Source organism: Shimia abyssi, from assembly GCF_003014475.1.
In the GTDB taxonomy this organism is placed as follows: Bacteria; Pseudomonadota; Alphaproteobacteria; order Rhodobacterales; family Rhodobacteraceae; genus Shimia; species Shimia abyssi.
The window spans coordinates 454,791-477,083 of sequence record NZ_PYGJ01000001.1 but is presented as its reverse complement, the minus strand read 5'-3'; the positions used below and the strand labels follow the sequence as shown (position 1 = coordinate 477,083).

General features: G+C 60.6%; 21 protein-coding genes. 8 read left to right on the top strand and 13 right to left on the bottom strand.

Going from position 1 to position 22,293, the window contains the following annotated elements:
* Positions 1-30: 30 nt before the first annotated feature.
* From CLV88_RS02315 to CLV88_RS02280, 8 genes are all read right to left on the bottom strand, one after another.
* Entirely contained in the window at positions 31-1,305 is a 1,275-nt protein-coding gene (locus CLV88_RS02315; RefSeq protein ID WP_106606740.1) for an aspartate aminotransferase family protein, read from the bottom strand.
* A 4-nt stretch (positions 1,306-1,309) separates the two neighbouring features.
* Positions 1,310-2,413: a mandelate racemase/muconate lactonizing enzyme family protein gene (locus CLV88_RS02310; RefSeq protein ID WP_106606739.1), complete on the bottom strand. Its 1,104-nt coding sequence runs from the start codon at positions 2,411-2,413 to the stop codon at positions 1,310-1,312.
* A 121-nt stretch (positions 2,414-2,534) separates the two neighbouring features.
* Positions 2,535-3,647 carry a mandelate racemase/muconate lactonizing enzyme family protein gene (locus CLV88_RS02305; RefSeq protein ID WP_106606738.1) on the bottom strand — a complete coding sequence of 371 codons (1,113 nt, stop codon included), beginning with the start codon at positions 3,645-3,647 and terminating at the stop codon, positions 2,535-2,537.
* Positions 3,648-3,768: 121 nt separating this feature from the next.
* Positions 3,769-4,056, bottom strand: coding sequence for a cupin domain-containing protein (locus CLV88_RS02300; protein ID WP_423827720.1), 288 nt, complete (start codon positions 4,054-4,056; stop codon positions 3,769-3,771).
* The gene (locus CLV88_RS02295) at positions 4,053-5,165 is read right to left on the bottom strand and encodes a mandelate racemase/muconate lactonizing enzyme family protein (RefSeq protein WP_106606737.1); all 1,113 of its coding nucleotides are present in this window, start codon (positions 5,163-5,165) and stop codon (positions 4,053-4,055) included. The genes CLV88_RS02300 and CLV88_RS02295 overlap by 4 nt, the downstream gene beginning before the upstream one ends.
* Positions 5,166-5,169: 4 nt before the next feature.
* Positions 5,170-5,760, bottom strand: a complete 591-nt coding sequence (locus CLV88_RS02290; protein WP_106606736.1) for a dimethylsulfonioproprionate lyase family protein — start codon at positions 5,758-5,760, stop codon at positions 5,170-5,172.
* On the bottom strand, positions 5,757-6,839 hold the full coding sequence (locus tag CLV88_RS02285; protein ID WP_243403540.1) for an alcohol dehydrogenase family protein: 1,083 nt from the start codon (positions 6,837-6,839) through the stop codon (positions 5,757-5,759). Before CLV88_RS02285 ends, CLV88_RS02290 begins: the two co-directional genes overlap by 4 nt.
* 95 nt (positions 6,840-6,934) lie before the next feature.
* On the bottom strand, positions 6,935-9,391 hold the full coding sequence (locus CLV88_RS02280; protein ID WP_106607062.1) for an FAD-dependent oxidoreductase: 2,457 nt from the start codon (positions 9,389-9,391) through the stop codon (positions 6,935-6,937).
* 70 nt (positions 9,392-9,461) lie between these two features.
* Here CLV88_RS02280 and CLV88_RS02275 point away from each other — a divergent pair, with 70 nt between their 5' ends.
* The 8 genes from CLV88_RS02275 (at position 9,462) to selD (ending at position 17,619) form a co-directional block, all read left to right on the top strand.
* Positions 9,462-10,349 carry a MurR/RpiR family transcriptional regulator gene (locus CLV88_RS02275; RefSeq protein ID WP_106606735.1) on the top strand — a complete coding sequence of 296 codons (888 nt, stop codon included), beginning with the start codon at positions 9,462-9,464 and terminating at the stop codon, positions 10,347-10,349.
* Positions 10,346-11,437, top strand: coding sequence for an aromatic ring-hydroxylating oxygenase subunit alpha (locus tag CLV88_RS02270; RefSeq protein ID WP_106606734.1), 1,092 nt, complete (start codon positions 10,346-10,348; stop codon positions 11,435-11,437). The genes CLV88_RS02275 and CLV88_RS02270 overlap by 4 nt, the downstream gene beginning before the upstream one ends.
* A gap of 3 nt (positions 11,438-11,440) precedes the next feature.
* Positions 11,441-11,854, top strand: coding sequence for a GFA family protein (locus CLV88_RS02265; protein ID WP_106606733.1), 414 nt, complete (start codon positions 11,441-11,443; stop codon positions 11,852-11,854).
* Positions 11,848-12,672, top strand: a complete 825-nt coding sequence (locus tag CLV88_RS02260) for a hypothetical protein (RefSeq protein WP_106606732.1) — start codon at positions 11,848-11,850, stop codon at positions 12,670-12,672. The genes CLV88_RS02265 and CLV88_RS02260 overlap by 7 nt, the downstream gene beginning before the upstream one ends.
* The gene (locus tag CLV88_RS02255; RefSeq protein ID WP_106606731.1) at positions 12,665-13,405 is read left to right on the top strand and encodes a sulfotransferase-like domain-containing protein; all 741 of its coding nucleotides are present in this window, start codon (positions 12,665-12,667) and stop codon (positions 13,403-13,405) included. Before CLV88_RS02260 ends, CLV88_RS02255 begins: the two co-directional genes overlap by 8 nt.
* An 8-nt stretch (positions 13,406-13,413) precedes the next feature.
* On the top strand, positions 13,414-14,859 hold the full coding sequence (locus tag CLV88_RS02250) for an aldehyde dehydrogenase family protein (RefSeq protein ID WP_106606730.1): 1,446 nt from the start codon (positions 13,414-13,416) through the stop codon (positions 14,857-14,859).
* Positions 14,860-14,883: 24 nt separating this feature from the next.
* On the top strand, positions 14,884-15,273 hold the full coding sequence (locus CLV88_RS02245; RefSeq protein WP_106606729.1) for a carboxymuconolactone decarboxylase family protein: 390 nt from the start codon (positions 14,884-14,886) through the stop codon (positions 15,271-15,273).
* 171 nt (positions 15,274-15,444) lie between these two features.
* Positions 15,445-17,619: a selenide, water dikinase SelD gene (gene selD, locus CLV88_RS02240; protein WP_341477139.1), complete on the top strand. Its 2,175-nt coding sequence runs from the start codon at positions 15,445-15,447 to the stop codon at positions 17,617-17,619.
* Here selD and mnmH read toward each other — a convergent pair.
* The 5 genes from mnmH to CLV88_RS02215 form a co-directional block, all read right to left on the bottom strand.
* Positions 17,606-18,640, bottom strand: coding sequence for a tRNA 2-selenouridine(34) synthase MnmH (gene mnmH / locus CLV88_RS02235; protein ID WP_106606728.1), 1,035 nt, complete (start codon positions 18,638-18,640; stop codon positions 17,606-17,608). The two genes, selD and mnmH, sit on opposite strands and share 14 nt — an antisense overlap.
* Positions 18,641-18,758: 118 nt before the next feature.
* Positions 18,759-19,505: an ABC transporter ATP-binding protein gene (locus CLV88_RS02230; protein WP_106606727.1), complete on the bottom strand. Its 747-nt coding sequence runs from the start codon at positions 19,503-19,505 to the stop codon at positions 18,759-18,761.
* Complete coding sequence (locus tag CLV88_RS02225; protein WP_106606726.1) at positions 19,502-20,284, bottom strand: MlaE family ABC transporter permease; 783 nt, start codon at positions 20,282-20,284, stop codon at positions 19,502-19,504. The genes CLV88_RS02230 and CLV88_RS02225 overlap by 4 nt, the downstream gene beginning before the upstream one ends.
* Entirely contained in the window at positions 20,284-21,321 is a 1,038-nt protein-coding gene (gene alr, locus CLV88_RS02220; RefSeq protein WP_106606725.1) for an alanine racemase, read from the bottom strand. The genes CLV88_RS02225 and alr overlap by 1 nt, the downstream gene beginning before the upstream one ends.
* 44 nt (positions 21,322-21,365) lie before the next feature.
* Entirely contained in the window at positions 21,366-22,241 is an 876-nt protein-coding gene (locus CLV88_RS02215) for a pentapeptide repeat-containing protein (protein WP_106606724.1), read from the bottom strand.
* Positions 22,242-22,293 lie beyond the last annotated feature (52 nt).

The following is a 22,293-nucleotide window of genomic DNA, read 5'->3' as shown; positions in this document are numbered from 1 at the left end:
CCCGGCGCGGTGACCGGGGCGTGGTTTTGTTTACGTCAAATCGGCAGCGGCTTTTTGAATGGCTGCCTCGGTGATGGCGAAGTCGCCTTCGGTGAGGGGCAGACTGGGGTAGGTTTTGCCCGCTGCTTTGAAAATGCCCTCTTGGCGCAATGTCTCGTTATAGGCGGTTGCGCGCGCCGTGTTGGAGGATTGCACATCGCGATAGTCGCGCACGGGGGCATCTGTAAAGACCACTTCGAACAGGGTGGGATCACCGACAATCTCGTAGCCAAAGCCGGTCGCGTCCAGCGCGGTGCGCGTCATGTTCATGACGCGCTGGCCATTGGCGCGCAGCGTGTCATATTGGCCGTCACGACGGAGAATTTCGAGGGTCTTGAGACCAGCAGCGGCGGCGACAGGGTTGCCCGACAGGGTGCCCAGCTGCATCAGCCAGCCTTCGGCGCCGACCTGTGTTTTGTCGAAGTGGGCCATGATCTCGGCACTGGCGACCAGCGCGGCCAGCGGGAAGCCACCGCCGATGGCTTTGCCCAACGTGGTGATGTCGGGTGTCACGCAATAGAGTTCCTGAGCACCGCCATAGGACAGGCGGAAGCCGGTCACGACCTCGTCAAAGACCAGCAGACAACCGTACTTGTCGGCTTCTTCGCGCAGAAGTTGAAGGTAGCCGGGTAGGGGCGGGATGATGCGTTGCAGGGGTTCGACGATGATCGCAGCGACCTTTGGGCCCCATTCGGCCATAAGCGAGCGGATATAGTCGAAATCGTTAAACGGGGCGATCAGCATTTCGGCAGCCACAGAAGGCGGGATACCGGCGCTGTCGGGGATGGCTTGGGGGAAGTTGGCGCGTTTTTCGGGTGCGAGGCTCATCTGCGCCTCGGCGGACATGCCGTGATAGCCGCCTTCGAACTTCACGATCTTGTCTCGACCTGTATAGGCGCGGGCAAGGCGCATGGCATACATGTCGGCCTCGCCACCAGAGGAGACATAACGCAGCTGCTCGCCGCCGGGGACGGCGCGGCAGATTTCTTCGGCCAGCTCAATGGCGGTCGCGTTGTTGGCAAAGAAGGTCAGGCCGCGCGGCAGGGTTTCGTAGATGGCCTCGAGCACTTCGGCATTGTCATGGCCCAAGAGCATCGGGCCGGAGCCGATCAGGTAGTCGACGTATTCACGCCCGTCCTCGTCTATGACGCGCGCGCCAGAGCCAGATTTGATGAAGACGGAGGGGTCGAAGTTGCCAAAGCCGCCACCGGGCAGGACGGCACGTGCACGGGTTGCCCAATCGGCATTGGAGGAGAGTTTTTGCATTTGGTTAGTCCAGTATCAGGTCAGGTGGGCCGAGGAGATCGCGGTCCGGTGTGATGCCGAGGCCGGGGCCGTTCGGCGGGGAGATTCGGCCAGATTGGCGAGTGGGTCCATCGGGCGCTATCCTAGGAGCGACATATCCTGAAAGATCGCACGTATTGAGCAGGCGCGCGGGTGGGGTGCTGGCGGCGAGGTGCAAGAGCGCGGCGGTGGTGATGTCGGAGCCCCAGGTGTCTTCGACGCACATTTTGGCGCCCAGATGCAGGCATAGGTCGCGCGCGGCGCGGGTGGCGGAGAGGCCACCGAATTTCGAAAGTTTCAGGGCGACGGCGTCCATACATTCTTTGTTATGGGCGTCGAGCAGAGTGGCGGTGTCATGGGCGGCCTCGTCCAGTTTCATTGGAAGGCCGGTGGCGTTTTTGACACGGGCGCACTCGGCAATTGTGGCGCAGGGCTGTTCGAGCATAATGTCGAGATGGGCCACAGCGCGCCCGACGCGGGTGGCTTCGAGCGAGGTGGTGCCGCAATTCCAGTCACCATAGACCAGCGGGCCGGGGCCGACCGTTTCGCGAACATTTGTCAGGCGTTCGACATCGGTTTGCCAATCGCCTGACGCACCCAGTTTGACCTGAAATTGGGTGATGCCCGTGGTTTGCGCGTCGCGGGCTATTGCGGCCATGTCGTCGGGGGCGATTGAGGTGATCGAGTGATAGAGCGGCATTGTATCGGCTTGTTGACCGCCTAGGAGCGCGTGGAGCGGCAGGTTGGCGGCCCGTCCGGTCAGATCCCAGAGCGCGATGTCGAGGGCAGATTTGGCGTAGCGGTGATCTATCAGATGCGCCTCGGCGCGGGCCATGAGCGCCTCGGGGCCGATGGGGTTTGCGCCGAGCAGGGTGGGGGCGAGGTCGGTGAGGGCGGGGGCGACGCCACGGGCAAAGGCAGGCAGGTAATGCGGGATCGGACAGACCTCGCCCCAGCCGGTGAGGCCGGTGTCGGTGTCGAGCGCAATCACCACGGTTTCGACGGTGGCGCAGGTTTTGCCGCTGGCCATGTGGTAGGTTTCATGGCTTGTGAGGTCGACATGCCAGATGGAAATGCGTTTGAGTTTCATGGTGTTACGCTCGCGTTAGGACTTGCGACGCCTTTGGCGTCGCCGCAAGCAAATGGGCGGCGCTGCCCCCTCTTGGCCGCTGGCCAATTCACCCCCGGGATATTTTTGGCGAAAGGAAGCATTAGCTGGGCTCATAGATTGCAACCGGCGAGCCAAGGCAGTCTTCGTCGGGATGCACGCCAAGGCCGGGTGTGTCAGGCAGATGCAGGTGGCCGTCGGTATTACGTGGGCCGCGTCCAGAGGCGATGTCGGTGGTGATCATATCCTGACATGCCCAGACCGCGTGACAATTGTCGTCTGGGATGGTGGCGGCAAGGTGCAGGGCCTCGGTATCTGCAAGCACGCTGCCGCCGGTGGCCATGACAAACATGTCGATGCCGTGGGCGAGGGCGATGTCGCGCATACGTGCGGCCTTGGTCAGGCCGCCGACCCGATTGAGTTTGATGCCAAAGACCTCGGCCAACCCGTCGCGGGCGATGCGTGCTGCGTCTTGCAGAGTGACGAGGGATTCGTCGACGCTGACCGGGGCGGAATGTAGCGGGCGGATGGCGGCGATGTCGTCAAGGCTTTCGCAGGGCTGTTCGAACATCACCTGCAAGCCTTGGGTCGCTGACATCACTCGCAGGGCCTGTTGGCGGGTCCAGCCGCGATTGACGTCATAGAGCACGATTTCGCCGGGCTTGCGCAGGCTTTCGACGTCGCGGATACGGGCAATGTCGCGTTCGACGTCGCCGCCGATTTTGACGGAGTGTGCGACGTAGCCGCGCTGGCGATAGCGATCGATGACGGCGCGGGTGTCGTCGATGGTTTTCGCACCAACGGACGAGGCAATGGGGCGCGGGGTGCGCGAACCTCCGCCCATGAGGTCCGCAATGGGCAGGCCCGCGGCCTGACCGGCGATGTCCCAGCAGGCCATGTCGACGGGAGACTTGGCGTAGAGATGACCTGGAAGAGAAAGATCCATGGCGCGCTCGACATCGAGAATGCGGCGCGGGTCGAGGCCGAGGATGAAGGGCGCCATGGTTTCGATACCCGCACGGATGCCGGGGCCGTGGGCGGGCACATAGGTATGTCCCCATGGTGTCCCTTCGCCCCATCCGGTGAGCCCGGTGTCGGTGTCGAGTTTGACGAAGGTGGCGTCGAGGGTTTCGAACTTCAGACGCCCCCCTGAGAGCCAGTAGGGGTGCTCGAGCGGCAGGTTGACCTGAAAAACGGAGATGCGGGTGATTTTCATAGCAGGACCCTTATTAGGATTGGAGCCTTTGGCGTTGCCAGCGGGCGGGGGCGCTGCCCCCGCGCGCCCAGAGTATCTGGGGCGAATGGAATGAGGGTTACCGGGGGTTTCGAAGCGTCAGTCATTTGAGCTCGACTTCGACAAAGGACATCTGCGCGGCGCCTGCGTTGATGACATTGTGTTGCACGCCTTTGTCGCGGCGATAGGCCATGCCAGCGGGAACATGGGTTTCGGTGGTGGTGCCGTCGGGGTGTTCGAGGCGCATGTGGCAATCGGTGACGGCGGTGATCACATAGTCCATGGCATGGGTGTGCCAGCCGGTTTGCTGACCTGGTTCAAAGTCAAAGCGGGTCACGCGGGTGCGGGGGTCATCAATCAGCTGGGTTGCGGTGCAGGTCATGTCGTTCATGTTGGGTCTCCGTAGGTGGCGACAGGCGGGCCGAGACTGTTGAAATCAGGGGTAACGCCCAGGCCGGGCGTGTCGGGGGCGTAAAGCTGGCCGTCGTTGGCAGTCGCACCGCCGAGCCCGGTGGAGCGAGTGTTGTAATTCATCAGGTCGGTTGTGTTTTGCAGGTATTGTGGCGGTGTGGACGCTGCGAAATGTGACAAGGTGGCGGTGGCGATTTCCCCGCCCCATGTGTCTTCGGCAACCACGGGAATGCGGTTTTCGATCAGGTAGTCGCGGACGCGGCGGGCCTTGGAGATGCCGCCGAGGTTGGAGATTTTGAGGCAACAGAGATCTGCGCCACGGTCAGCGACAATGCGCTGTGCGGCATGGATGCCCGTGACGCATTCGTCGAGCTTCATCGGGTGTTGGGCGACGCGACGGACCTGCTGGCATTCTTCGTAGGTGCGGCATGGCTGTTCCAGGATGAAGTCGAGATCTCCTGTGGCGCGGGCGACGCGAATGGCGTGGTCGACACGCCAGCCCTGATTGGCGTCAGCCATGGCGGTTTCGCCGGATTGAAGCAAGGGCACGGTGGCGCGGATGCGATCGATATCATGGGACCAGTCGGCGCCAACCTTGATCTGGAACTGACGGTAGCCCAGAGCACGGTATCGATCGAGTTCGGCGATCGTCTCGGAGGTCTCTTTTTGTGGGGCGACGCGGTACATGGGGGCGCCGTCAGTGAGCTTGCCACCAAGTAGCATCCAGAGCGGCTGGTTGCAGGATTGGGCGAGGATGTCCCAGCAGGCGGCGTCAAAGGGAGCTTTGGCATAGCCGTGACCCTGAACGGTGTGATCCATGATTTGTTCGATTTTGGCGACTTGGCACGGGTCTTGTCCGAGGAGATGGGGCGCGAGGAGGCGGGCGAGGGCTTGGACACCTTCAGAATGGGCGACCATGTAGTTTTCGCCGCAAGGTGTGAACTCTCCGCAACCCTGAAGGCCCGCATCGGTGTCCAGTACAACAACCGAGGCAATGGCGGTCTTGATGGCGTTGCCTGCGCCCCAGACATAGGTGCCGCCGACATAAGGCAGGGGTGTTTTGTATATGCGGATGCGGGTGATCTTCATGGCGTCAGGTTGCCATCAATGGAAGACCAGCGAGGCCCGTGCCGCGCCAGAGAACGAATGTGAGAATGGGCTGGTGTGCGGTTGTCATTGCGTGCGTTTGCCAACTGGTGTGCGCGCGCGTGTCGCCGGGGGACAGGTCAGCCATGTGTTCTGTACCGTTGTTGCGGCACAGGAAGCGCGCGTTGCCTGACAGACAGAGGTAGATCTCTTCGGCCTCGTGGCTGTGCCAGTCATAATGCAGCCCGGATCCCCAATAAGCGATGTAGCCGCGCAATTTGGTGGTTCTGAAATGACCAGTTGGGCCAAAAAGCTCGTAATACCCATAACGTGCAAGGAAGTCGGCTCCAACTTCGTCTTCACGATATGTGTGTTTCCAATTGGCGAAACCGGCGGTCGCGCGCACAGCGTCAATCAGTGGTTGGGTCATGTCGACGCCGGTGAGGTGCGTGTTGGCAACCAGATCGCTGGCCGGGAGGGGGCGGGACGGAAGGTTCGCGGGGGTCAGATCGTCGGGCCATGGCGCAAAGGCGTGCAGCTTGGAATGGGATGCGTGCAGCGCCCGCGCGGCATTCAGGACGGAAGTCAGGGCGTTCATGGGATGACCACGATGTTGCCGGTGTGGTGTTTGGCGATGAAGGCAGATTGGGCGTCGCGCAACTCTGAGAGAGGGTAAGTGGCGGCCAGCGCCGGTTTGATTTCGCCAGCTTCGATATATTTTATCAAGTTTCGGGTGACTTGTGGGTCGATCACGGTGGAGCCGGTGAAAGTGAGGTCGCGCAGGTAGAAGGTACGCAGATCAAGCGTGACCATGGGGCCAGCGATAGCGCCTGAGCAGGTGTAGCGCCCTCCGCGTTCGAGCACGTCAATCAGGGATGCCCATTGTGCGCCGCCAACGACGTCAGCGACCACGGTGATCTTTTCGTCGCCAAGGGCTGCGCGCAGGTATTCGGGCGCGCGGGGCAGGATGATGTCGGGGCCGAGTGTGGCGACCTCGGCGTGTTTGGCCTCGGAGGCAAGGGCGATGACGCGGGCGCCGCGGCGCTTGGCAAGCTGGACCAGCGCACCACCGACGCCGCCCGAAGCACCGGGGACAAGCACCGTATCGGTGGCGGTGACATTGGCGCGGGTAAGCATCCCTTCGGCGGTTGAGTAAGAGCAGGAAAACGTGGCAAGTTCGGCGTCAGAAAGGGGGCTGTTGACGGCGAGGGCGTTGGTTGCGGGGATGGTGGTGTATTGGGCGTAGCCGCCATCACGCTCGGAGCCGTAGTAGCCGGTTTTGTCTTTGTTGTCAGGGTCGGCCGGGTCGCGCAGCCAGTTATCCGAGATAATGCGTTCGCCAATACGGGCCGGGTCGATGTCTGATCCAACGGCGACGATTTCGCCGCAGATATCAGCGCCCTGGATGCGGGGAAATGTGAGGGGCCGGCCGCCCCATGTGGGGTCGGTTTCGTCGACTTCGTCAAACGCACCGCCGGTGGTAGCGTCGTCCACGGTTTTGGAATACCAACCCGAGCGGGTGTTGACGTCGGTGTTGTTGAGACCACATGCGCGCACGCGGATCAGGACGTCGCCAGGGGCTGGCGCGGGCACGGGCCAGTTGGTGTGCCAGTGGTACATGTCGAGGTCGCCATGTCCGGTAAGGACCATTGCGTTCATGGTGGTGGGAAGGGTCATTTATGGGTGCTCCTTGGATTGGGGTGGCGGGGGGCGTTGCCCCCGTCGCGCGGGCGCGACTCCCCCAGGATTTTTGGGGCGAAAGGAAATATAGATCATTCGGCGGCCTGTTGGGTGCTATCCGTGCGAGGGAGCAGAGATTGGGGATCGTAAGCGGGCTCCGTGAGGACGCGGGCGAGGCGGGGTTCACCTGCGATGAGGACGGAGAGGTTTGTGCCGGGGAGGGCGGCGTGGGGTTTGAGGTAGGCGAAAGCGAGGATTTTGCCCACGCTGTGACCGTAGGCGACGGAGGCAGTGGAGCCGACAACGTCGTCGTTGAGCAGGACGGCTTCGCCGCCATGGCCGTCCTCAACGCCGTCGGGATCAATGGAGAGATAGGCGCAGACCCAAGGGCGGGTGTCGGTGTTGAGGGTGTGGGATTTGCCGAGGTAGTCCTTGTCAGTGCGGGCAAAGCGCAGGACGTTTGCCTCGGCCATTGTGACCTCGTTTGTGAGCTCTGAAGCGCCCTTGAACCCCTTTTCCATGCGCAGGGCATTCATGGCGAAAGAGCCGTAATCTGCCATGCCGTGAGGACGACCTGCATTCCACAGGGCGTCGTAGACGGCGAGGGTGTGGTCGCGCGGGATATGGAGTTCCCAACCGAGTTCGCCCGCGTAGGACATGCGGAAGGCCCAGACGGGGTGGCCTGCGACGTTGATCTGTTGGGCCGTGAGCCACTTGAAGGACGCGTTGTCGAGCGCGGCGTCGGTGCACTGGGCGAGCACGTCGCGTGCACGAGGGCCGTTGAGGGAAAGGGCGGCCCAGTCATCAGAGCGTAAGGTGATGGTGATGTCTTCTTCGGCGCGCTGGGCGTTGAGATGGTCGAGCAGACGGTTTTCGAAGAAGGCAGCGCAGACGAGATAGTATCGGTTTTCGGCCAGTTTCACGACAGTGGTTTCAAGCTCGATCCGGCCGCGGCGGTTGAGCATATGGGTGAGGGCGATGCCGCCGATTTTTTGTGGCAGGCGGTTGGCAGTAAGGCGGTCGAGCAGGGCGGCGGCATCGGGGCCGTAAACTTCGATCTTGGTGAAAGCGGAGATGTCCTGAATGCCGACACGTTCGCGCACCGCTGCGCATTCGGCGGCGACGATATCGTGTACGATATTGCGGCGGAAGGAATAGTGATCGCGCTGTTCAACGCCTTGTGGTGCGAACCAGCGGGGGCGTTCGTGGCCGAAGACCTCTTCGTGCACCGCGCCTTTTTCCTTGAGGCGGTCATGCAGGGGGGAGGGTTTCACCGGACGACCGGCGAGGCGGTTGAAATGCGGGAAGGGGATTTCATGGCGCAGGCAGTAGTCTTCCTTGGCTTTGATCACTTGCCATTCCGGGGTGGCGTATTCCCCGAAGCGGCGCGGATCGTAATCGCGCATGGAAATGTCGGCGGACCCATGCACCATCCACCGGGCCAGTTCGCGGGTGAGGCCGGGGCCCCAGCCGATGCCGATTTGGGTGCCACAGCAGCACCAATAGTTTTCGACACCCGGCGCGGGACCGATCAGCGGATTGCCGTCGGGCGGGTGCGAGATGGCGCCATGCACATCGCGAGTGATGCCAAGGTCAGCAAAAATCGGCATACGGTCGAGTGCATTTTCAAGCCACGGCATGACCCGGTCATAATCCGGATCAAACAGCCAGTTTTCGTAATCCCAAGGGCATTCATCAAGCCAGACCGCGTTGGGGTTAGTTTTTTCATAGATGCCGATAAGACCCTTTTTTTGCTCCATTCGGATGTAGCCAGAGACTTTTTTATCATCGCGGATAACGGGCAATTCGGTGTCGAGACCTCGGAACTCGGGCACTTCGTCGGTGACAAAATAGTGGTGTGTCATCGAGGTCATGGGCAGTTGCAGGCCGGACCAGTCGCCCATTTGACGGGCATAGGTGCCGCCCGCATTGACTACGTGCTCGCAGGTGATCGTGCCCTGATCGGTTTCCACGACCCATTCGTGGCCGCGTTTGAAGATATTGGTGGCGCGGCAGCGGCGGATAATCTTGGCCCCCAATTCACGGGCGCCTGCGGCCATGGCCATGGTAACATTTGTCGGATCGACATGGCCGTCGTCAGGTGTGTGCAAAGCGCCAATCACACCGTCGAGGTTGTAGTACGGGTGTAGTTTGGCAATCTGGTCTGGTGTGACGAGGTCAATATTGAAGCCGAGCGTGCGCCCGACAGAAAGCGTATGGCGCAACCAGTCCATTTCGTCATTGTCATATGCAAGCCGAAAAGACCCGCAGCCATGCCATGTGACGGCCTGACCGGTTTCGGCCTCAAGCCCGCCGGAATAGAGGCCGATGTTGTAGTCGACGCATTTGCCCAAACTGAAAGAGCTGGTGGAATGGGTGATTTGCCCTGCGGCGTGCCATGTGGAGCCGCTGGTGAGTTCGCCTTTTTCAAGCAGCACTGTGTCGGCGCCCCAACCTTCGTGAGCGAGGTGGTAGGCAAGGCCCACGCCCATGACGCCGCCTCCGACAATGACAACGCGGGCGTGGGTAGGAAGAGATGAGGTGGCCATGAGCGCGACTCGTTTTGGGACAGTTGTTTTCGCTGGACAGGCTAAGCGTTCATTTGTACCATCGTCAATCATGAATGACACAAATGTATCAAATACGGTGCTGAGCCGCCTCTCCGATGAATGGGATGACCTGACGCCCGAGGCGCAGAAAGTGGCCCGTTATGTGCTTGAAAACCCTCGTGATGTGGGGGTTTCGACGGTGCGAGAAATTGCCGAAGCGGCGCAGGTGAAGCCCAACACCGTAGTTCGTATGGCGCGACAGGTGGGGTTCGAAGGTTACGAGGATTTCCGCGAGCCGTTCCGAGACGCGATTCGACGAGGGGACGCCAGTTTTCCTGATCGTGCAAGGTGGTTGCAAGATATCCGGCGGCAGGGAGAGCTGGGCGGGTTATATGCCGATATGGTGACGGCGGCGCTGCGCAATCTGGAAGAGACGTTTGCCGGGATCAGCGAAGAGCAATTGCGCGCCTCGGCCGAAGCGATCTGGGCGTCGCGCAATGTTTATACGTTGGGCGTGGGGGTGAACAATTCCAACGCGCGCAATTTCACCTATCTGGCGAGCACGGGCATGGTGCAATTTCACGCCATTCCGCGCCCCGGGTCGACGCCAATTGACGATATCGCCTTTGCTGATGGGCGTGATGTGCTGATCGCCATGACATGTCGTCCGTACCGGCGTGAAGTGATCGAAGCGGTGGCGCTGGCGCGTGAGCAGGGGATCAAGGTTGTCGGGATTTCGGATTCGCCCGCTTCGCCGATTGTTCGGGGGGCAGATTTTGGCTTTGTCGTGGCCGCCGATACGCCGCAGTTTTTCCCAAGCTCGGTGTCGACCATCGCGTTTCTGGAGACATTGCTGAGCTTTGTGATTGCCAGCGCCAGCCCGGAAATCGTGGAGCGTGTGGAGACGTTTCACAAGCGCCGTCATGAGTTGGGGATATATCAGGAGGAGGCCATATGAACGCACCGCTGATCCGGTCGCTTGAAGCGCGGTATTACACCGACGCGGCGATTTATGCGCAGGAACAGGACGGGCTGTTGGCGCGTACCTGGCAGTTTGCTGGCCACGCGGCAGAGATCCCGAACGTTGGGGATTACTTTGCCTTTGAGGTCGCAGGGCAGAGCCTGTTTGCCATTCGCGGGCGCGATGAGATGGTGCGCACGTTTTACAACGTGTGTCAGCATCGTGCGCATGAGATGGTATCGGGGACGGGCAACACGAGGGTAGTGGTGTGCCCCTATCATGCGTGGACTTATGAATTGACGGGAGGCTTGCGCGCCGGTCCAAATATCAAATCGGTGCCGGGATTTGACAAATCCGAGATCTGTCTGACCGAAGTGCGCACAGAGGATTTCCACGGCTTTCTGTTCGTGAACCTTGATGACGGTGCCGCGCCGATGGATGAATGGTATCCGGGGGTGCGTGAAGAGATCGCAGCTTTTGTGCCGCATATAGCGGATCTGGCGCCGTTGGAGTGGGTCGAGGTGCCCGAGCGGTGCAATTGGAAAGTGTCGGTGGAGAATTATTCGGAGTGTTATCACTGTCCGATCAACCACGCGACCTTTGCCGAGGGTGTCGTCAAACCCGAGACCTATGACATTCAGCCAGATGCCAGCGGGGGCTATGTGCTGCGCCATGTGACCGAGTGTCAGAGCATCGAGAAGATGACCTATCCGATTGATTTGTCTGTGCCCCATGCCGGGGATTATCAAAGCTGGTTCCTGTGGCCGATGTTCTCGTTCCAGTGTTATCCGGGCAATGTGCTGAACACCTATCATTGGCGGGCCGAAGGGGTGGACGCCTGTCGTGTCTGGCGCGGCTGGTATACACCCGGTGGCCATGAGAGCGATGTCATTCGCGATCTGGCGGTGCAGGATCGCGAGACCACTGTTGAGGAAGATATCCGCCTTGTGGAGAGTGTGCAGAAGGGTTTGAAATCAAAGGGGTATCGACCCGGTCCTTTGGTTCTTGATCCCGGCTGTGGAGTGAGTTCGGAACATTCGATCCGGGCGCTTCAGCAATGGATGCGGGAGGCGGTGGATGGGTGATCGATGTTGACGGGGCGGTGTTTCTGTGGGCGGGTGCGCCGGCGCAGCGCGGGGCCGGTTTTGTGGGCGGGGCATTGTCATTGTGACAGCTGTCGCCGCGCCTGTTCGGCGCCGTTCACGTCGTTCTTTGGGGTGCCAAGAGATGGTGTCACATGGACGGGCGTTTTGGATGAAGCGCTAACCTCGGACGGCAAGGTACGCCGCCAGTTTTGCGGGCAGTGCGGGACGCAGATGACCTATCAGGCGGCGAGGTGGCCCGAGGAAACCCATCTTTACGCCGCGACGCTGGATGACCCCGGATCGTTTGAACCAAGGGCGCATTTCCACTGGGGCGAAAAGCTTCCTTGGGTGAAGATTGCCGATGACTTGCCGAAATACGCGGGGTCAGCGGATGGGGCGGAGCCAGTGCTATGCTGATGCCAGAAGAATGGCGCCCCGAGCACAAGCTGTTTCCGCATCAGGTGGCGTTTACGTGTCCACCATTTGACTATGACGCCGCCCCCAGTGATTTCCTTCGCATGGCACCGGAGAGCGTTGGTGTGCACGGTTGGATGCTTCATGCGCCGGATTACAAACACGGGCTGGATCAGCGCAAAGCGAATTTCGGAATGATGGAAGAATTCTGTCAGGTCAGCGCGCGCAATGGTGTGGATGTGGCAGCGCAGGTTGGATCGAACTGGGTCCATGCCAGCGGTCTGGGTGTGACCGGTATTCGCGATCATTGCGCGGCGCTTTCGGACAGGTATGGCGTGGCCTTTCACATGGCGGGTTATGCGATGGTCGAGGCGCTGCGGGCGTTGAATGTGGAAAAGGTCGCATTGAACGCGGCCTATCACTGGCCCGACTGGTGGCAGGGTACGGTTGGGTTCCTGAAGGAGGCCGGATTCGATGTGATTTGGGCGGGGAATTTTCACGATCAGGGATGGTTTGACAGTCAGGAAGCGGTAAATGAACGCCGCTGGGTATTTGAGGGGGAACTCGCGTTAAGATCCTTTGAATATGTCGGGGAACAGGCCCCGGACGCCGATGCCTATCTGATCAACGGGATGTGCAATTTTTGTACCGGTCCGGGCGGACAACCCCAGCGGCCGTTGCATCTGACCAAGCAGTTGGAGGCGCTATTAGGCAAGCCGGTTGTCGGGCATGACACGGCGCTACATTGGCGGATTTTCAAAAGTTTGGGGTTGTCACCAACGGTTGACCGTGGGCGGCTGTTGGAGAGTTTATATGCATAAGATAATCGCATTGTGGGCCGTGCCCCGCTCTACCTCGACCGCGTTTGAATGGATGATGCGCCAGCGCGGTGATCTGGATTGTTTGCACGAACCATTTGGTGAAGCATGGTATCAGGGCGAAGTACCGCTGTGGCACCGCTATCGCCCCGGAGAAGTGACCACACCCGGACTGACGCTTGAAACCGTCTGGACAGATATTCAGACGAGAGCGCAGGCCGGGCCGGTGTTTATTAAGGATTTCCCGCATTATATCAATCATATATGGGACGCAGACTTTCTGTCGCATTTCACCCATGCTTTTCTGATCCGCGACCCAGCCAAGACGATCACGTCCATGAATGACAAATGGCCGGATTTTCACGAGGGTGAGGTGGGCTTTCCCGAACAGCGCGCATTGTTTGATTTGCTCTGGGCGCTGAATGGCACACCGCCGCCGGTAATCGACAGCGATGATTTGTTAGAGGACCCGGAAGCTATGACGCGGGCGTTTTGCCGTGCGGTTGGCATTTCGTTTATCAAAGAGGCACTTACGTGGGAGCCTGGGGGTGACCCGTCCGAGCATAGCTGGTGGGATGGCGGGTCTTTTCACGCCAATCTTGCGCGTTCAACCGGGTTGAGGCCGCAGGTGCGCAAATACGTGTCGCTGGTGGATTTGCCAGACCGGGTCAAACAGGTGCATCGACGGATGAAACCCCATTACGATCAGCTATACGCCCATCGCCTGACACCATGAGGACAGCAATGCAGGACATTTGGCAAAATTATATCGACGGTGCGTGGGTCGATGGCGGCGCGGGGCGGATCGACGTGAGCGATCCGGCAACCGGTGAGGTGTTTTGCGCCCATGCGTTGGCAAGCGCTGCGGATGTGGACGCGGCAGTTACGGCGGCGCGGCGGGTGCATTTGTCGGGCGCATTGCGCGACATGCGCCCCATCGCGCGCGGGCGGCTCGTACAGGACATGGGCCGGTTCTTGTTGGCCCATAAGGATGAGATTGCCGCTGAATTGACCCGTGAGCAGGGCAAACCACTCTGGGAAGCGGAAATCGAGGTCGAGGGCGCGGCGCTCTATTTTGAGTATTACGGCAATCAGGCGAGCACCGTTGAAGGGCGGTCTGTCCCGCTGGGTGCGGGGTATTTCGATTTTACCGAGCACGAACCTTTTGGTGTGTCAGCTCAGATCATTCCGTGGAATTACCCGCTGGAGATGACGGCGCGGTCGCTATCGGCAGCTTTGACAACGGGCAATACGGTGGTGATCAAAAGCCCAGAGATGACCCCTATCACCAACCGCTGGTTTGCGCTGGCTGCTGAGCATGTGGGCCTGCCCAAGGGGACGGTCAATGTGCTCTGCGGGATGGGCCACGAGGCTGGGGCGGCGCTGGCCGGGCACGCCGGTGTGAACCAGATCGTCTTTACCGGGTCTGTGCCCACGGGCGTGGCCATTGCCACGGCGGCAGCGCAAAATGTGGTGCCATGTGTGCTGGAGCTGGGTGGTAAATCTGCGGCGATTGTACACGACGACGCCGATCTTGAGGCGTTTGAGAATGACATCCGCTGGGGGATCTATTTCAATGCTGGTCAGGTGTGTTCAGCCATGAGCCGCGTGATCGTGCACGAAAGCCGCCATGACGAATTGGTTGAGCGTGCGGCCAAGGTGGCCAAGTCGCTGTCGGTTGGTCCAGGTGCGGATCGCCCCGAGTTTGGCGCGAACATGGGGGCCATGGTGAGCCAGGGACAGCGCGACCGTGCCTCCGGCATGGTCCAGGCCGCAGAAGCCAAAGGCGCGCGGATTGTCACCGGCGGGCGCCCGCTGAACAGGCCCGGCGCTTTTCTGGAGCCCACGGTGCTGGATGGCATAACGCCGGATATGGCAATCGCGCGGAACGAGGTTTTTGGCCCTGTGCTGTCGGTGTTGCCCTTTCGCGATGACGCAGAGGCGATCGAGATTGCCAATTCCACCGAATACGGCCTTGTGGGGGGCGTGTTCACATCCGATCTGGACCGCGCCACACAGGCTGCACGTCAGTTGCGCGCCGGGCAGGTGTTTGTCAACGAATGGTACGCAGGCGGCGTCGAAACGCCGTTTGGCGGCTATGGCAAATCGGGATACGGTCGCGAAAAGGGGCGCGAGGCACTCTGGAACTATGTGCAGACCAAAAATGTGGCGATCCGCCTGAAAGGGTGAATTTAAAGCGAAAGGATAGGGCGCATGAGCCTGTTTGACGAAGATCTGTTTCTGAAAGGCTTGGAGCAGCGAAAGGGGACGCTGGGGGCAGACTATGTCGAGAAAAACCTCGCCGCTGCTGACGACTTTACGCGCCCCTTCCAAGAAGCAATGACAGCGTGGTGCTGGGGGTTTGGCTGGGGCGATGATGTCATTGAGCCTAAGACGCGCTCGATGATGAACCTCGCGATGCTCGGCGCTCTGGGTAAGATGCATGAGTGGGAAATCCACTGTAACGGCGCGATCAATAATGGTGTCACCAAGGAAGAAATCCGCGCCATTGTGCATGTGGTCGGCATCTATTGCGGCGTACCCCAGTCTTTGGAATGTTTCCGCGTAGCCCGCAAAGTGCTGAGCGAGCGGGAGTTGCTCTGACCCTTGCCTTTCTCAATGTTCAAAAATACCCATTGCGCAGGTCCTGACCTTAACCCGACGCCGCTGTGAGACGAACACATTCAAAACTTTGTGTCTGAGCGGACCCGCCGCGTGGTCAGGGGCGGGCAAATCGGCTAACGCTGTGGGGGCGTAACAAAAAGGCCCCGAGCAATGATGACACCCCCGCCCGTGCAACTGACCCGAGATCTGGTGATGATCGGGGGCGGGCATAGCCATGCGCTGGTGCTGCGCAAATGGGGCATGAACCCGCTGCCCGGCGTGCGCCTGACGCTGATCAATCCCGGCCCCACTGCACCCTATTCCGGTATGTTGCCGGGGCATATTGCAGGGCACTATACGCGCGACGAACTGGATATTGATCTTGTCAAACTGGCGCGTTTTGCCGGGGCGCGATTGATCATGGCACCGGCGCAGGCGATTGATCCCAAAGCCAAAACCATCACGGTAAAGGGGCGGGGCGAGATCGGGTATGACGTTGCGGCGATTGACATTGGTATCCACGCCGAAATGCCCGGTATCGACGGGTTTTCGGCACATGCCATCGGTGCCAAGCCGCTTGATATCTACGCGTCGCGCTGGGCAACATTCCTTGAGCAGGCGGCAAGTGGGGCGGCGGCTCCCAAGGTGGCGGTGATCGGTGGCGGGGTCGCGGGGAGCGAGCTGGCTTTGGCCATGGCTTTTGCGCTCAAGAAGCGCGGTGTGGAGCCGCGGGTCACTGTGATTGAAGCCGGTCCAGAGATTACGGCGCGCACCAAGGCCGCGGAACGGCATTTACGCAGTGCGATGAAACGCTGGGGTGTGACGGCGCTGACCAACACGCGGGTGAAACGGATCTCGGCTGAGGCGGTGCACTTGGGCGATGGCCAATCTGTCGAGAGCCATTTTACCGTTGGTGCGGCGGGGGCGTTTGCCCATGGATGGTTAGCAGAATGTGATTTGCCGATGACCGAGGATGGTTTTGTGCGCGTGAACGAATGCCTTCAGGTGCTGGGGCATGAAGACCTGTTTGCGAGCGGGGATTGCGCGCATATGGGCGAGACACCGCGTCCCAAGGCGGGGGTGTTTGCAGTGCGTTCGGCCCCTGTTTTGGCCGAGAACCTGCGCGCGGTGTTGATGGGCGCGCCGGTGCGTCCGTTCCGACCGCAACAGGATTATCTCAAGCTGATTTCACTGGGCGGCAAAGTGGCCTTGGCCGAAAAATGGGGCAAGTCGCTGGCGGGACCGCTGCTTTGGCGCTGGAAAGATCAGATTGATCAGAAATTCATGAACCAGTTCCGCGACTTGCCAGCCATGGCGCCGCCGCCTGCACCAAGGGATATGGCGCTGGGTGCCGAAACGGCGCAGGTTTTGTGTGGCGGGTGCGGGTCCAAGGTAGGGCCAGGCGCGTTGAGCAATGCATTGAAGGCCGCGCCGTGGATCGGGCGAGCGGATGTGCTGACCGGGCCGGGGGATGACGCTGCGGTGTTGCAGGTGGGTACAGCGCGGCAAGTCATTACCACCGACCATTTACGCGGTTTTACCGAAGATTTTGGCCTGATGGCGCGCATTGCGACCGTGCATGCGCTGGGGGATGTGTGGTCGATGGGAGCCAAGCCACAGGCGGCGTTGATGTCTGTGACGTTGCCGCGCATGTCGGCGACCTTGCAGGCGCGCACCTTGGCCGAAATCATGCATGAGGCCGGTGCGGTTTTAAGCGGCGTTGGGGCCGAGATTGTCGGCGGACATACCACAATGGGCAGCGAGCTGGTGCTTGGGCTGACGGTGACGGGGCTTGTCGAGGGGGAAGCGATCACCAATGCGGGCGCGCGGGCCGGGGACGCGCTGGTGCTGAGCCGCCCGATTGGGGCTGGCACGGTGCTGGCCGCAGAGATGCAGGGCAAGGCACGCGGCGCTGATGTGCGGGCATTGCTGCAAGAGATGGCGCGTCCACAGGGCGATGTTGCGGATATTTTGCAAAATGCCCATGCGATGACCGATGTGACCGGTTTTGGTCTGGCGGGGCACCTTTGGGCGATATGCAGGGCTTCGGGTGTAGTTGCGGAGCTGGATCTGGAGGCGGTGCCGGTTTACGCAGGTGCGCTGGAATTGGCTGCGGCGGGTGTACGCTCGACCGTGTGGCAGGACAATCTGGACGCGGCTCCGGTGTTTGGCGACAGTGGGGCGCGGGGCGCGTTGTTGCATGATCCGCAGACCGCGGGTGGCTTGCTGGCGGCGGTGGCGGCGAAAGAGGCGGAGACGCTGGTTGCTGCGCTGCGCGCGCAGGGGCATGACGCGGCTGTGATTGGGCATCTGGTCGAAGGCGCGCCGGCGGTTATTTTGAGTTGATAATCTGGGCGGCGGCGGCGGAGAGGGTTCTGTCGCTGAGGTCGGGCAGGTCGTGGTTGTGCAGGACGGATGCGCGCGAAATGCGGGCATAACGCGGGTCGTAATGGGTTTGGATAAGCTGCTGTGCCAGCGTGGAAAAGGCACCAGTTGCCGACAGGTCGCGCCATGCGTTGATTTGTTCATGACCGTGATAACGGGTGAGCTGGGACAGGGTGGCGTCCAGCTTGTCGCGATTTTCGATCATGTCGGGATAGGCGGTGAGCAGGTGCTCTGCCCGCGCTGAAAGCGGTGCGTTCAGGCGGTGTGTGGGCGCGGTGCGCATGGCTTGCCAAAGCGTAGGTGGAATGATGATCCGTCCGATCTTGGAGCTTTCGGCCTCGACATAAACGGGTTTTGCCGGGTTCAGCGTGGCCATGGACATGGCGAGGCGGGATTCAAACGCCTTTTGAGCGGGCTGGTTCAACGACATGGGACCAAAGAGCGAGCCGCGATGTTCGGCCATGGCTTCGAGGTCGAGGGTCTGTGCGCCTTGGGATGCGAGGTGATCGAGCAAGCGGGTTTTGGCAGTGCCTGTACCGCCGTCGATTAGGATCACGGGGCAGGGCATGGGATCGTCATAAAGCGCGCGGGCGACGAGGCGGCGGTAGGACTGGTAGCCGCCAGTGATGGTGTCGGCGCGCCAGCCGATCTGTTTGAGGATAATGGCGACGGAGCCTGACCGCTGGCCACCGCGCCAGCAATAGACCAGTGGCCGCCAGCCGCCGGGTTTGTCTGCGAGTGGGCCTTCGAGATGTGCGGCGACATTGCGAGAGACTAGCGCCGCACCGATTTTGCGGGCCGCGAATGGATCGTCCTGAACGTAGATCGTGCCCACCCGCGCGCGTTCCTCGTTAAAGAGCGCGGGCAGGGAAAGGGCGGTCGGGATGTGGTCGGTGGCGTATTCGGCGGGCGAGCGGACGTCGATGATATCGTCATATGGCAGGGCAGCGAGGTCGGAGAGAGAGGTGAGCTCGATCGGCATGGGGCGGCGTCCGTGATTGGGTCGCCCCTGAGTAGCGGGTGGGGGGCGGAAAGGCCAGCGAGGGGGCGATGCCCGACGGCGTGCTTTGCACGCCTTTGTTCTGGGCGGGAACGGTTGGCTAGCGAACCGCCTCGATCGGTCCTTCGGCGCTGCCGGAGATGAACTGTGCCAGATAGGGGTCGCCAGAGCTGTCCATTTGGCCCACTGGGCCGGTCCATTGGATGACGCCGTCATGCAGCATCGCTACATTGTCGGCGATGGCGCGCACGGAGGTCATGTCGTGGGTGATGGTCATGGCGGTGGCGCCCATTTCGACGACGATTTCGCGGATCAGGTCGTTGATGACACCGGACATGATCGGATCAAGGCCCGTGGTGGGTTCGTCAAAGAAGATGATCTCTGGCTCGGCGGCGATGGCGCGGGCGAGGCTGACGCGTTTTTGCATCCCGCCGGAGAGTTCGGAGGGGAACAGGTCGGCCACATCGGGGGTGAGGCCGACGCGGCGCAATTTTTCGATGGCGATCTCGCGGGCTTCGGCCTTTGGGCGTTTGAGCGCACCGCGTAGCAGGCGAAAGGCCACGTTTTGCCAGACCGTGAGGCTGTCAAACAGTGCACCACCCTGAAACAACATGCCAAAGCGGGCAAGGAACGCGTCGCGATCGCCTTTGGTGGCGTCTTTGCCATCGACAAGGATGGTGCCGTTGTCCGGTGTGATCAGGCCCAGCACCGATTTGAGTGTCACCGATTTTCCGGTGCCCGAGCCGCCGATGATTACCATAGAGGTGCCTTTGGCGATCTCGAGGTTGACGCCGCGCAGCACCCGTTTCGGGCCAAAGGATTTATGGACGTTGTCAAATGTGATCATGAGCCAAAAAACAGCGATGTGAGCAGGAAATTTGCCGCGAGGATCAGTACGGCGGCGGCCTGGACCGAGCCTTTGGTGGCGCGGCCCACCCCTTGGGCGCCGCGGCCCGAGTTCATACCAAAGTAACAGCCCATGAGAGCCGCGATGCCGCCAAAGACGGAACCTTTGATCAGGGACGAGATGATGTCGGCGGCCTGAAGGAAATCGGCGGTGTTGCGCACGTAAGTGGCCGGGTTAAAGCCGAGCTGACCCGTGGCCACCAGAAAGCCGCCATAGATTCCGATGATATCCCCGATCCCCACCAGAACCGGCACCACTATTATGGCGGCCAGCACGCGGGGTGCGGTGAGGTATTTCATCGGGTTGGTCGAAAGGGTGACTAGCGCGTCGATCTGCTCGGTCACTTTCATCGTGGCGATTTCGGCGGCGATGGAAGAGGTCACGCGGGCGGCGACCATCAGTCCGACAAGCACGGGGCCAAGTTCACGCACCATGCCGATAGCAACGATCTGGGGCACTACGGCTTCGGCAGAAAACCGCGAGGAGCCGTCATAGATTTGAAGCGCCAGTGCGCCGCCGGTGAATATCGCGGTCATGCCTACGACGGGCAGTGAGAGCCAGCCGATGTTGAACAGCGCCATGGCAAATTCACGCCCATAAAACGGTGGGCGGACCATATGGGACAAGGTCGAGAACAGAAATAACGCCACTTCACCAATGCTGGACAGCGTGGCAAGCGAGCTGCGACCGACGGCGGCAAGGCCGCGTGTGATAACCATCAGGCGCCCTTATAGCGCCGCGCATAGCGGTGCCCCAGAGAGGTGAGGATTTCATAGCCGATCGTGCCAGCCGCGTCTGCAAGCGTGTCGACGGTTTGGGTGGCGTTGAGAAGCTCGACAGAGTTTGGTTCTTCGGAAAGGTCGGTGATGTCGATGCCAATAAGGTCCATCGAAATTCGACCAATTACCGGCGCGCTTTCGGTTCCGGAAAAGGCCGATACGTCGTGACCCATGGCGCGAATAAGCCCGTCGGCATAGCCCGCTGAGATAGTGGCGATCCGGCTGTGGCGGGCGGCGGTCCATGTGTTGGAATAACCAACGGTTTCGCCCTCAGCGACGTCGCGTATCTGAATCACGGGGATCGACAGGTTCGCGACAGGGGCAGCATCCGTAAACGGGAAGCCACCGTAAAGGCCAACGCCGGGGCGGGTGAGGTCAAAATGGTAGTCTGGCCCCAACAGAATGCCCCCCGTGGCCGCAAGCGAGCGAGGCGCTGCGATGCCGTCGGTCATCGCGCGAAAGGCGGTGAGCTGTTGGCCGTTCATCGGGTGGCTCGGATCGTCGGCGCAAGCAAGGTGCGACATGACCAGTGTCGGGTTTTGCGACAGAAGAAGATCGCGCACGGCCTCCCATTCGGTGGCCTCAAGCCCGAGGCGGTTCATGCCGGTATCAAGCTGAACCCCAAAAGGATGGCCCGGCAATGCTTCGACATGGCGTACGATCTGGTCCATCGAGTTGAGCATCGGTGTGAGGCCAAGATCGCCGATCATGTCGGTATCGCCCGCCATGTGGCCGGAAAAGACGTTGATCTCAGCGTCCTCACCAATGGCATTTCGCAGCGCTGCGCCCTCCTCGGCCACAGCCACAAAGAAACGTCGCACGCCAGCGCGCATCAAGGCGCGTGCCACACGGTCGGCGCCAAGGCCATAGCCGTCGGCCTTGACCACGGCGGCGGTCTCGCTCGCAGAGTGGTCATTCAGAGTGCGCCAGTTAGAGATCAGCGCATCGAGGTCAATTGTCAGGGTCGCAGTAGCCATGCGGTGTTTGTTGTCGGATGGGGGGCAGAGGTCAAGGGGAAAGGCTATTGTCCGGATCGCGGATCGGCGCCGTTTTGCTCTGCCCACTCCTGAAATCCGTCGGGCGCATTTTGCATCCCGTAGATTTTGGCATCTGTGATCGCAATGGTTCGCCAGTTCTGGACGCCATCGAAATTGGCAAACCGCAAGTCGGCGCGCACCATGTTGGCGCCGTTCAGGTCCGCGTTCTGAAAATCAGCCGTCGTGAGATTGGCGCTGTCCCAGAAAGTATTTGAAAGGTCGGAATTGTAGAAATTGGCCTGTTCCAGTTTGGCAAAACGGAAGGCTGAGCCGGTCATATCGATCCCGGCAAGCACGGCTTGCCGTAGATTGGCGTTACGGAAGCTGACATTGCGCAGATCGAAGTTTTCGATGTGAATTTCCGCGAGGTTCGCGTCGTGCAGATTGACATAATTGCTTTCAAACACGTTTTCTTCGTTGGCAATCAAGCTTCGTTCAATGACAACAAGAGTGCGCACGGCTTCGGCTTTGACGCGGGGATTTTTTGTAAAGTTTGGGCCATAGATAACTTCGATGGCGCGGGATCGATCGTTTTGTAAAGATACGCGGTTTTGATCCTGAATCTGGCGTTGCTGTTGAGAAATTTGCTCGCGGAAATAAGTGTTTTGCTCAACGATCAGCGTGTTTTGCCACACCAAAACAGCGAGTGTTGCCAAGCCGATCAAACTTCCGGCGACCGCGACAGTTCCGGGAGAAAAGAACAAGCTCCAGATGAGGGCCTTGGCAGCGGCGTCGCGACGCGGATCACCGGTTGGCCATTTCGGGCGTTCCACAAAGAAGTTCTGCAAGATGGTGAAAAGGCGATGCTCTTGTGCCACGAGACGTGTCTCGACGTCGATGAGGCGTTCTTCGGGGGACATTCGGCAAATTTCCTGAAACCAATTGGTTTAAAGAGTTTATGCCGCGCGGCGG

What these genes read in the sequence shown, in the direction of transcription:
- CLV88_RS02315 (WP_106606740.1), bottom strand. Translation starts at nt 1,305, where the DNA reads ATGCAAAAACTCTCCTCCAATGCCGATTGGGCAACCCGTGCACGTGCC.
- CLV88_RS02310 (WP_106606739.1), bottom strand. Translation starts at nt 2,413, where the DNA reads ATGAAACTCAAACGCATTTCCATCTGGCATGTCGACCTCACAAGCCAT.
- CLV88_RS02305 (WP_106606738.1), bottom strand. Translation starts at nt 3,647, where the DNA reads ATGAAAATCACCCGCATCTCCGTTTTTCAGGTCAACCTGCCGCTCGAG.
- CLV88_RS02300 (WP_423827720.1), bottom strand. Translation starts at nt 4,056, where the DNA reads ATGAACGACATGACCTGCACCGCAACCCAGCTGATTGATGACCCCCGC.
- CLV88_RS02295 (WP_106606737.1), bottom strand. Translation starts at nt 5,165, where the DNA reads ATGAAGATCACCCGCATCCGCATATACAAAACACCCCTGCCTTATGTC.
- CLV88_RS02290 (WP_106606736.1), bottom strand. Translation starts at nt 5,760, where the DNA reads ATGAACGCCCTGACTTCCGTCCTGAATGCCGCGCGGGCGCTGCACGCA.
- CLV88_RS02285 (WP_243403540.1), bottom strand. Translation starts at nt 6,839, where the DNA reads ATGACCCTTCCCACCACCATGAACGCAATGGTCCTTACCGGACATGGC.
- CLV88_RS02280 (WP_106607062.1), bottom strand. Translation starts at nt 9,391, where the DNA reads ATGGCCACCTCATCTCTTCCTACCCACGCCCGCGTTGTCATTGTCGGA.
- CLV88_RS02275 (WP_106606735.1), top strand. Translation starts at nt 9,462, where the DNA reads ATGAATGACACAAATGTATCAAATACGGTGCTGAGCCGCCTCTCCGAT.
- CLV88_RS02270 (WP_106606734.1), top strand. Translation starts at nt 10,346, where the DNA reads ATGAACGCACCGCTGATCCGGTCGCTTGAAGCGCGGTATTACACCGAC.
- CLV88_RS02265 (WP_106606733.1), top strand. Translation starts at nt 11,441, where the DNA reads ATGTTGACGGGGCGGTGTTTCTGTGGGCGGGTGCGCCGGCGCAGCGCG.
- CLV88_RS02260 (WP_106606732.1), top strand. Translation starts at nt 11,848, where the DNA reads ATGCTGATGCCAGAAGAATGGCGCCCCGAGCACAAGCTGTTTCCGCAT.
- CLV88_RS02255 (WP_106606731.1), top strand. Translation starts at nt 12,665, where the DNA reads ATGCATAAGATAATCGCATTGTGGGCCGTGCCCCGCTCTACCTCGACC.
- CLV88_RS02250 (WP_106606730.1), top strand. Translation starts at nt 13,414, where the DNA reads ATGCAGGACATTTGGCAAAATTATATCGACGGTGCGTGGGTCGATGGC.
- CLV88_RS02245 (WP_106606729.1), top strand. Translation starts at nt 14,884, where the DNA reads ATGAGCCTGTTTGACGAAGATCTGTTTCTGAAAGGCTTGGAGCAGCGA.
- selD (WP_341477139.1), top strand. Translation starts at nt 15,445, where the DNA reads ATGATGACACCCCCGCCCGTGCAACTGACCCGAGATCTGGTGATGATC.
- mnmH (WP_106606728.1), bottom strand. Translation starts at nt 18,640, where the DNA reads ATGCCGATCGAGCTCACCTCTCTCTCCGACCTCGCTGCCCTGCCATAT.
- CLV88_RS02230 (WP_106606727.1), bottom strand. Translation starts at nt 19,505, where the DNA reads ATGATCACATTTGACAACGTCCATAAATCCTTTGGCCCGAAACGGGTG.
- CLV88_RS02225 (WP_106606726.1), bottom strand. Translation starts at nt 20,284, where the DNA reads ATGGTTATCACACGCGGCCTTGCCGCCGTCGGTCGCAGCTCGCTTGCC.
- alr (WP_106606725.1), bottom strand. Translation starts at nt 21,321, where the DNA reads ATGGCTACTGCGACCCTGACAATTGACCTCGATGCGCTGATCTCTAAC.
- CLV88_RS02215 (WP_106606724.1), bottom strand. Translation starts at nt 22,241, where the DNA reads ATGTCCCCCGAAGAACGCCTCATCGACGTCGAGACACGTCTCGTGGCA.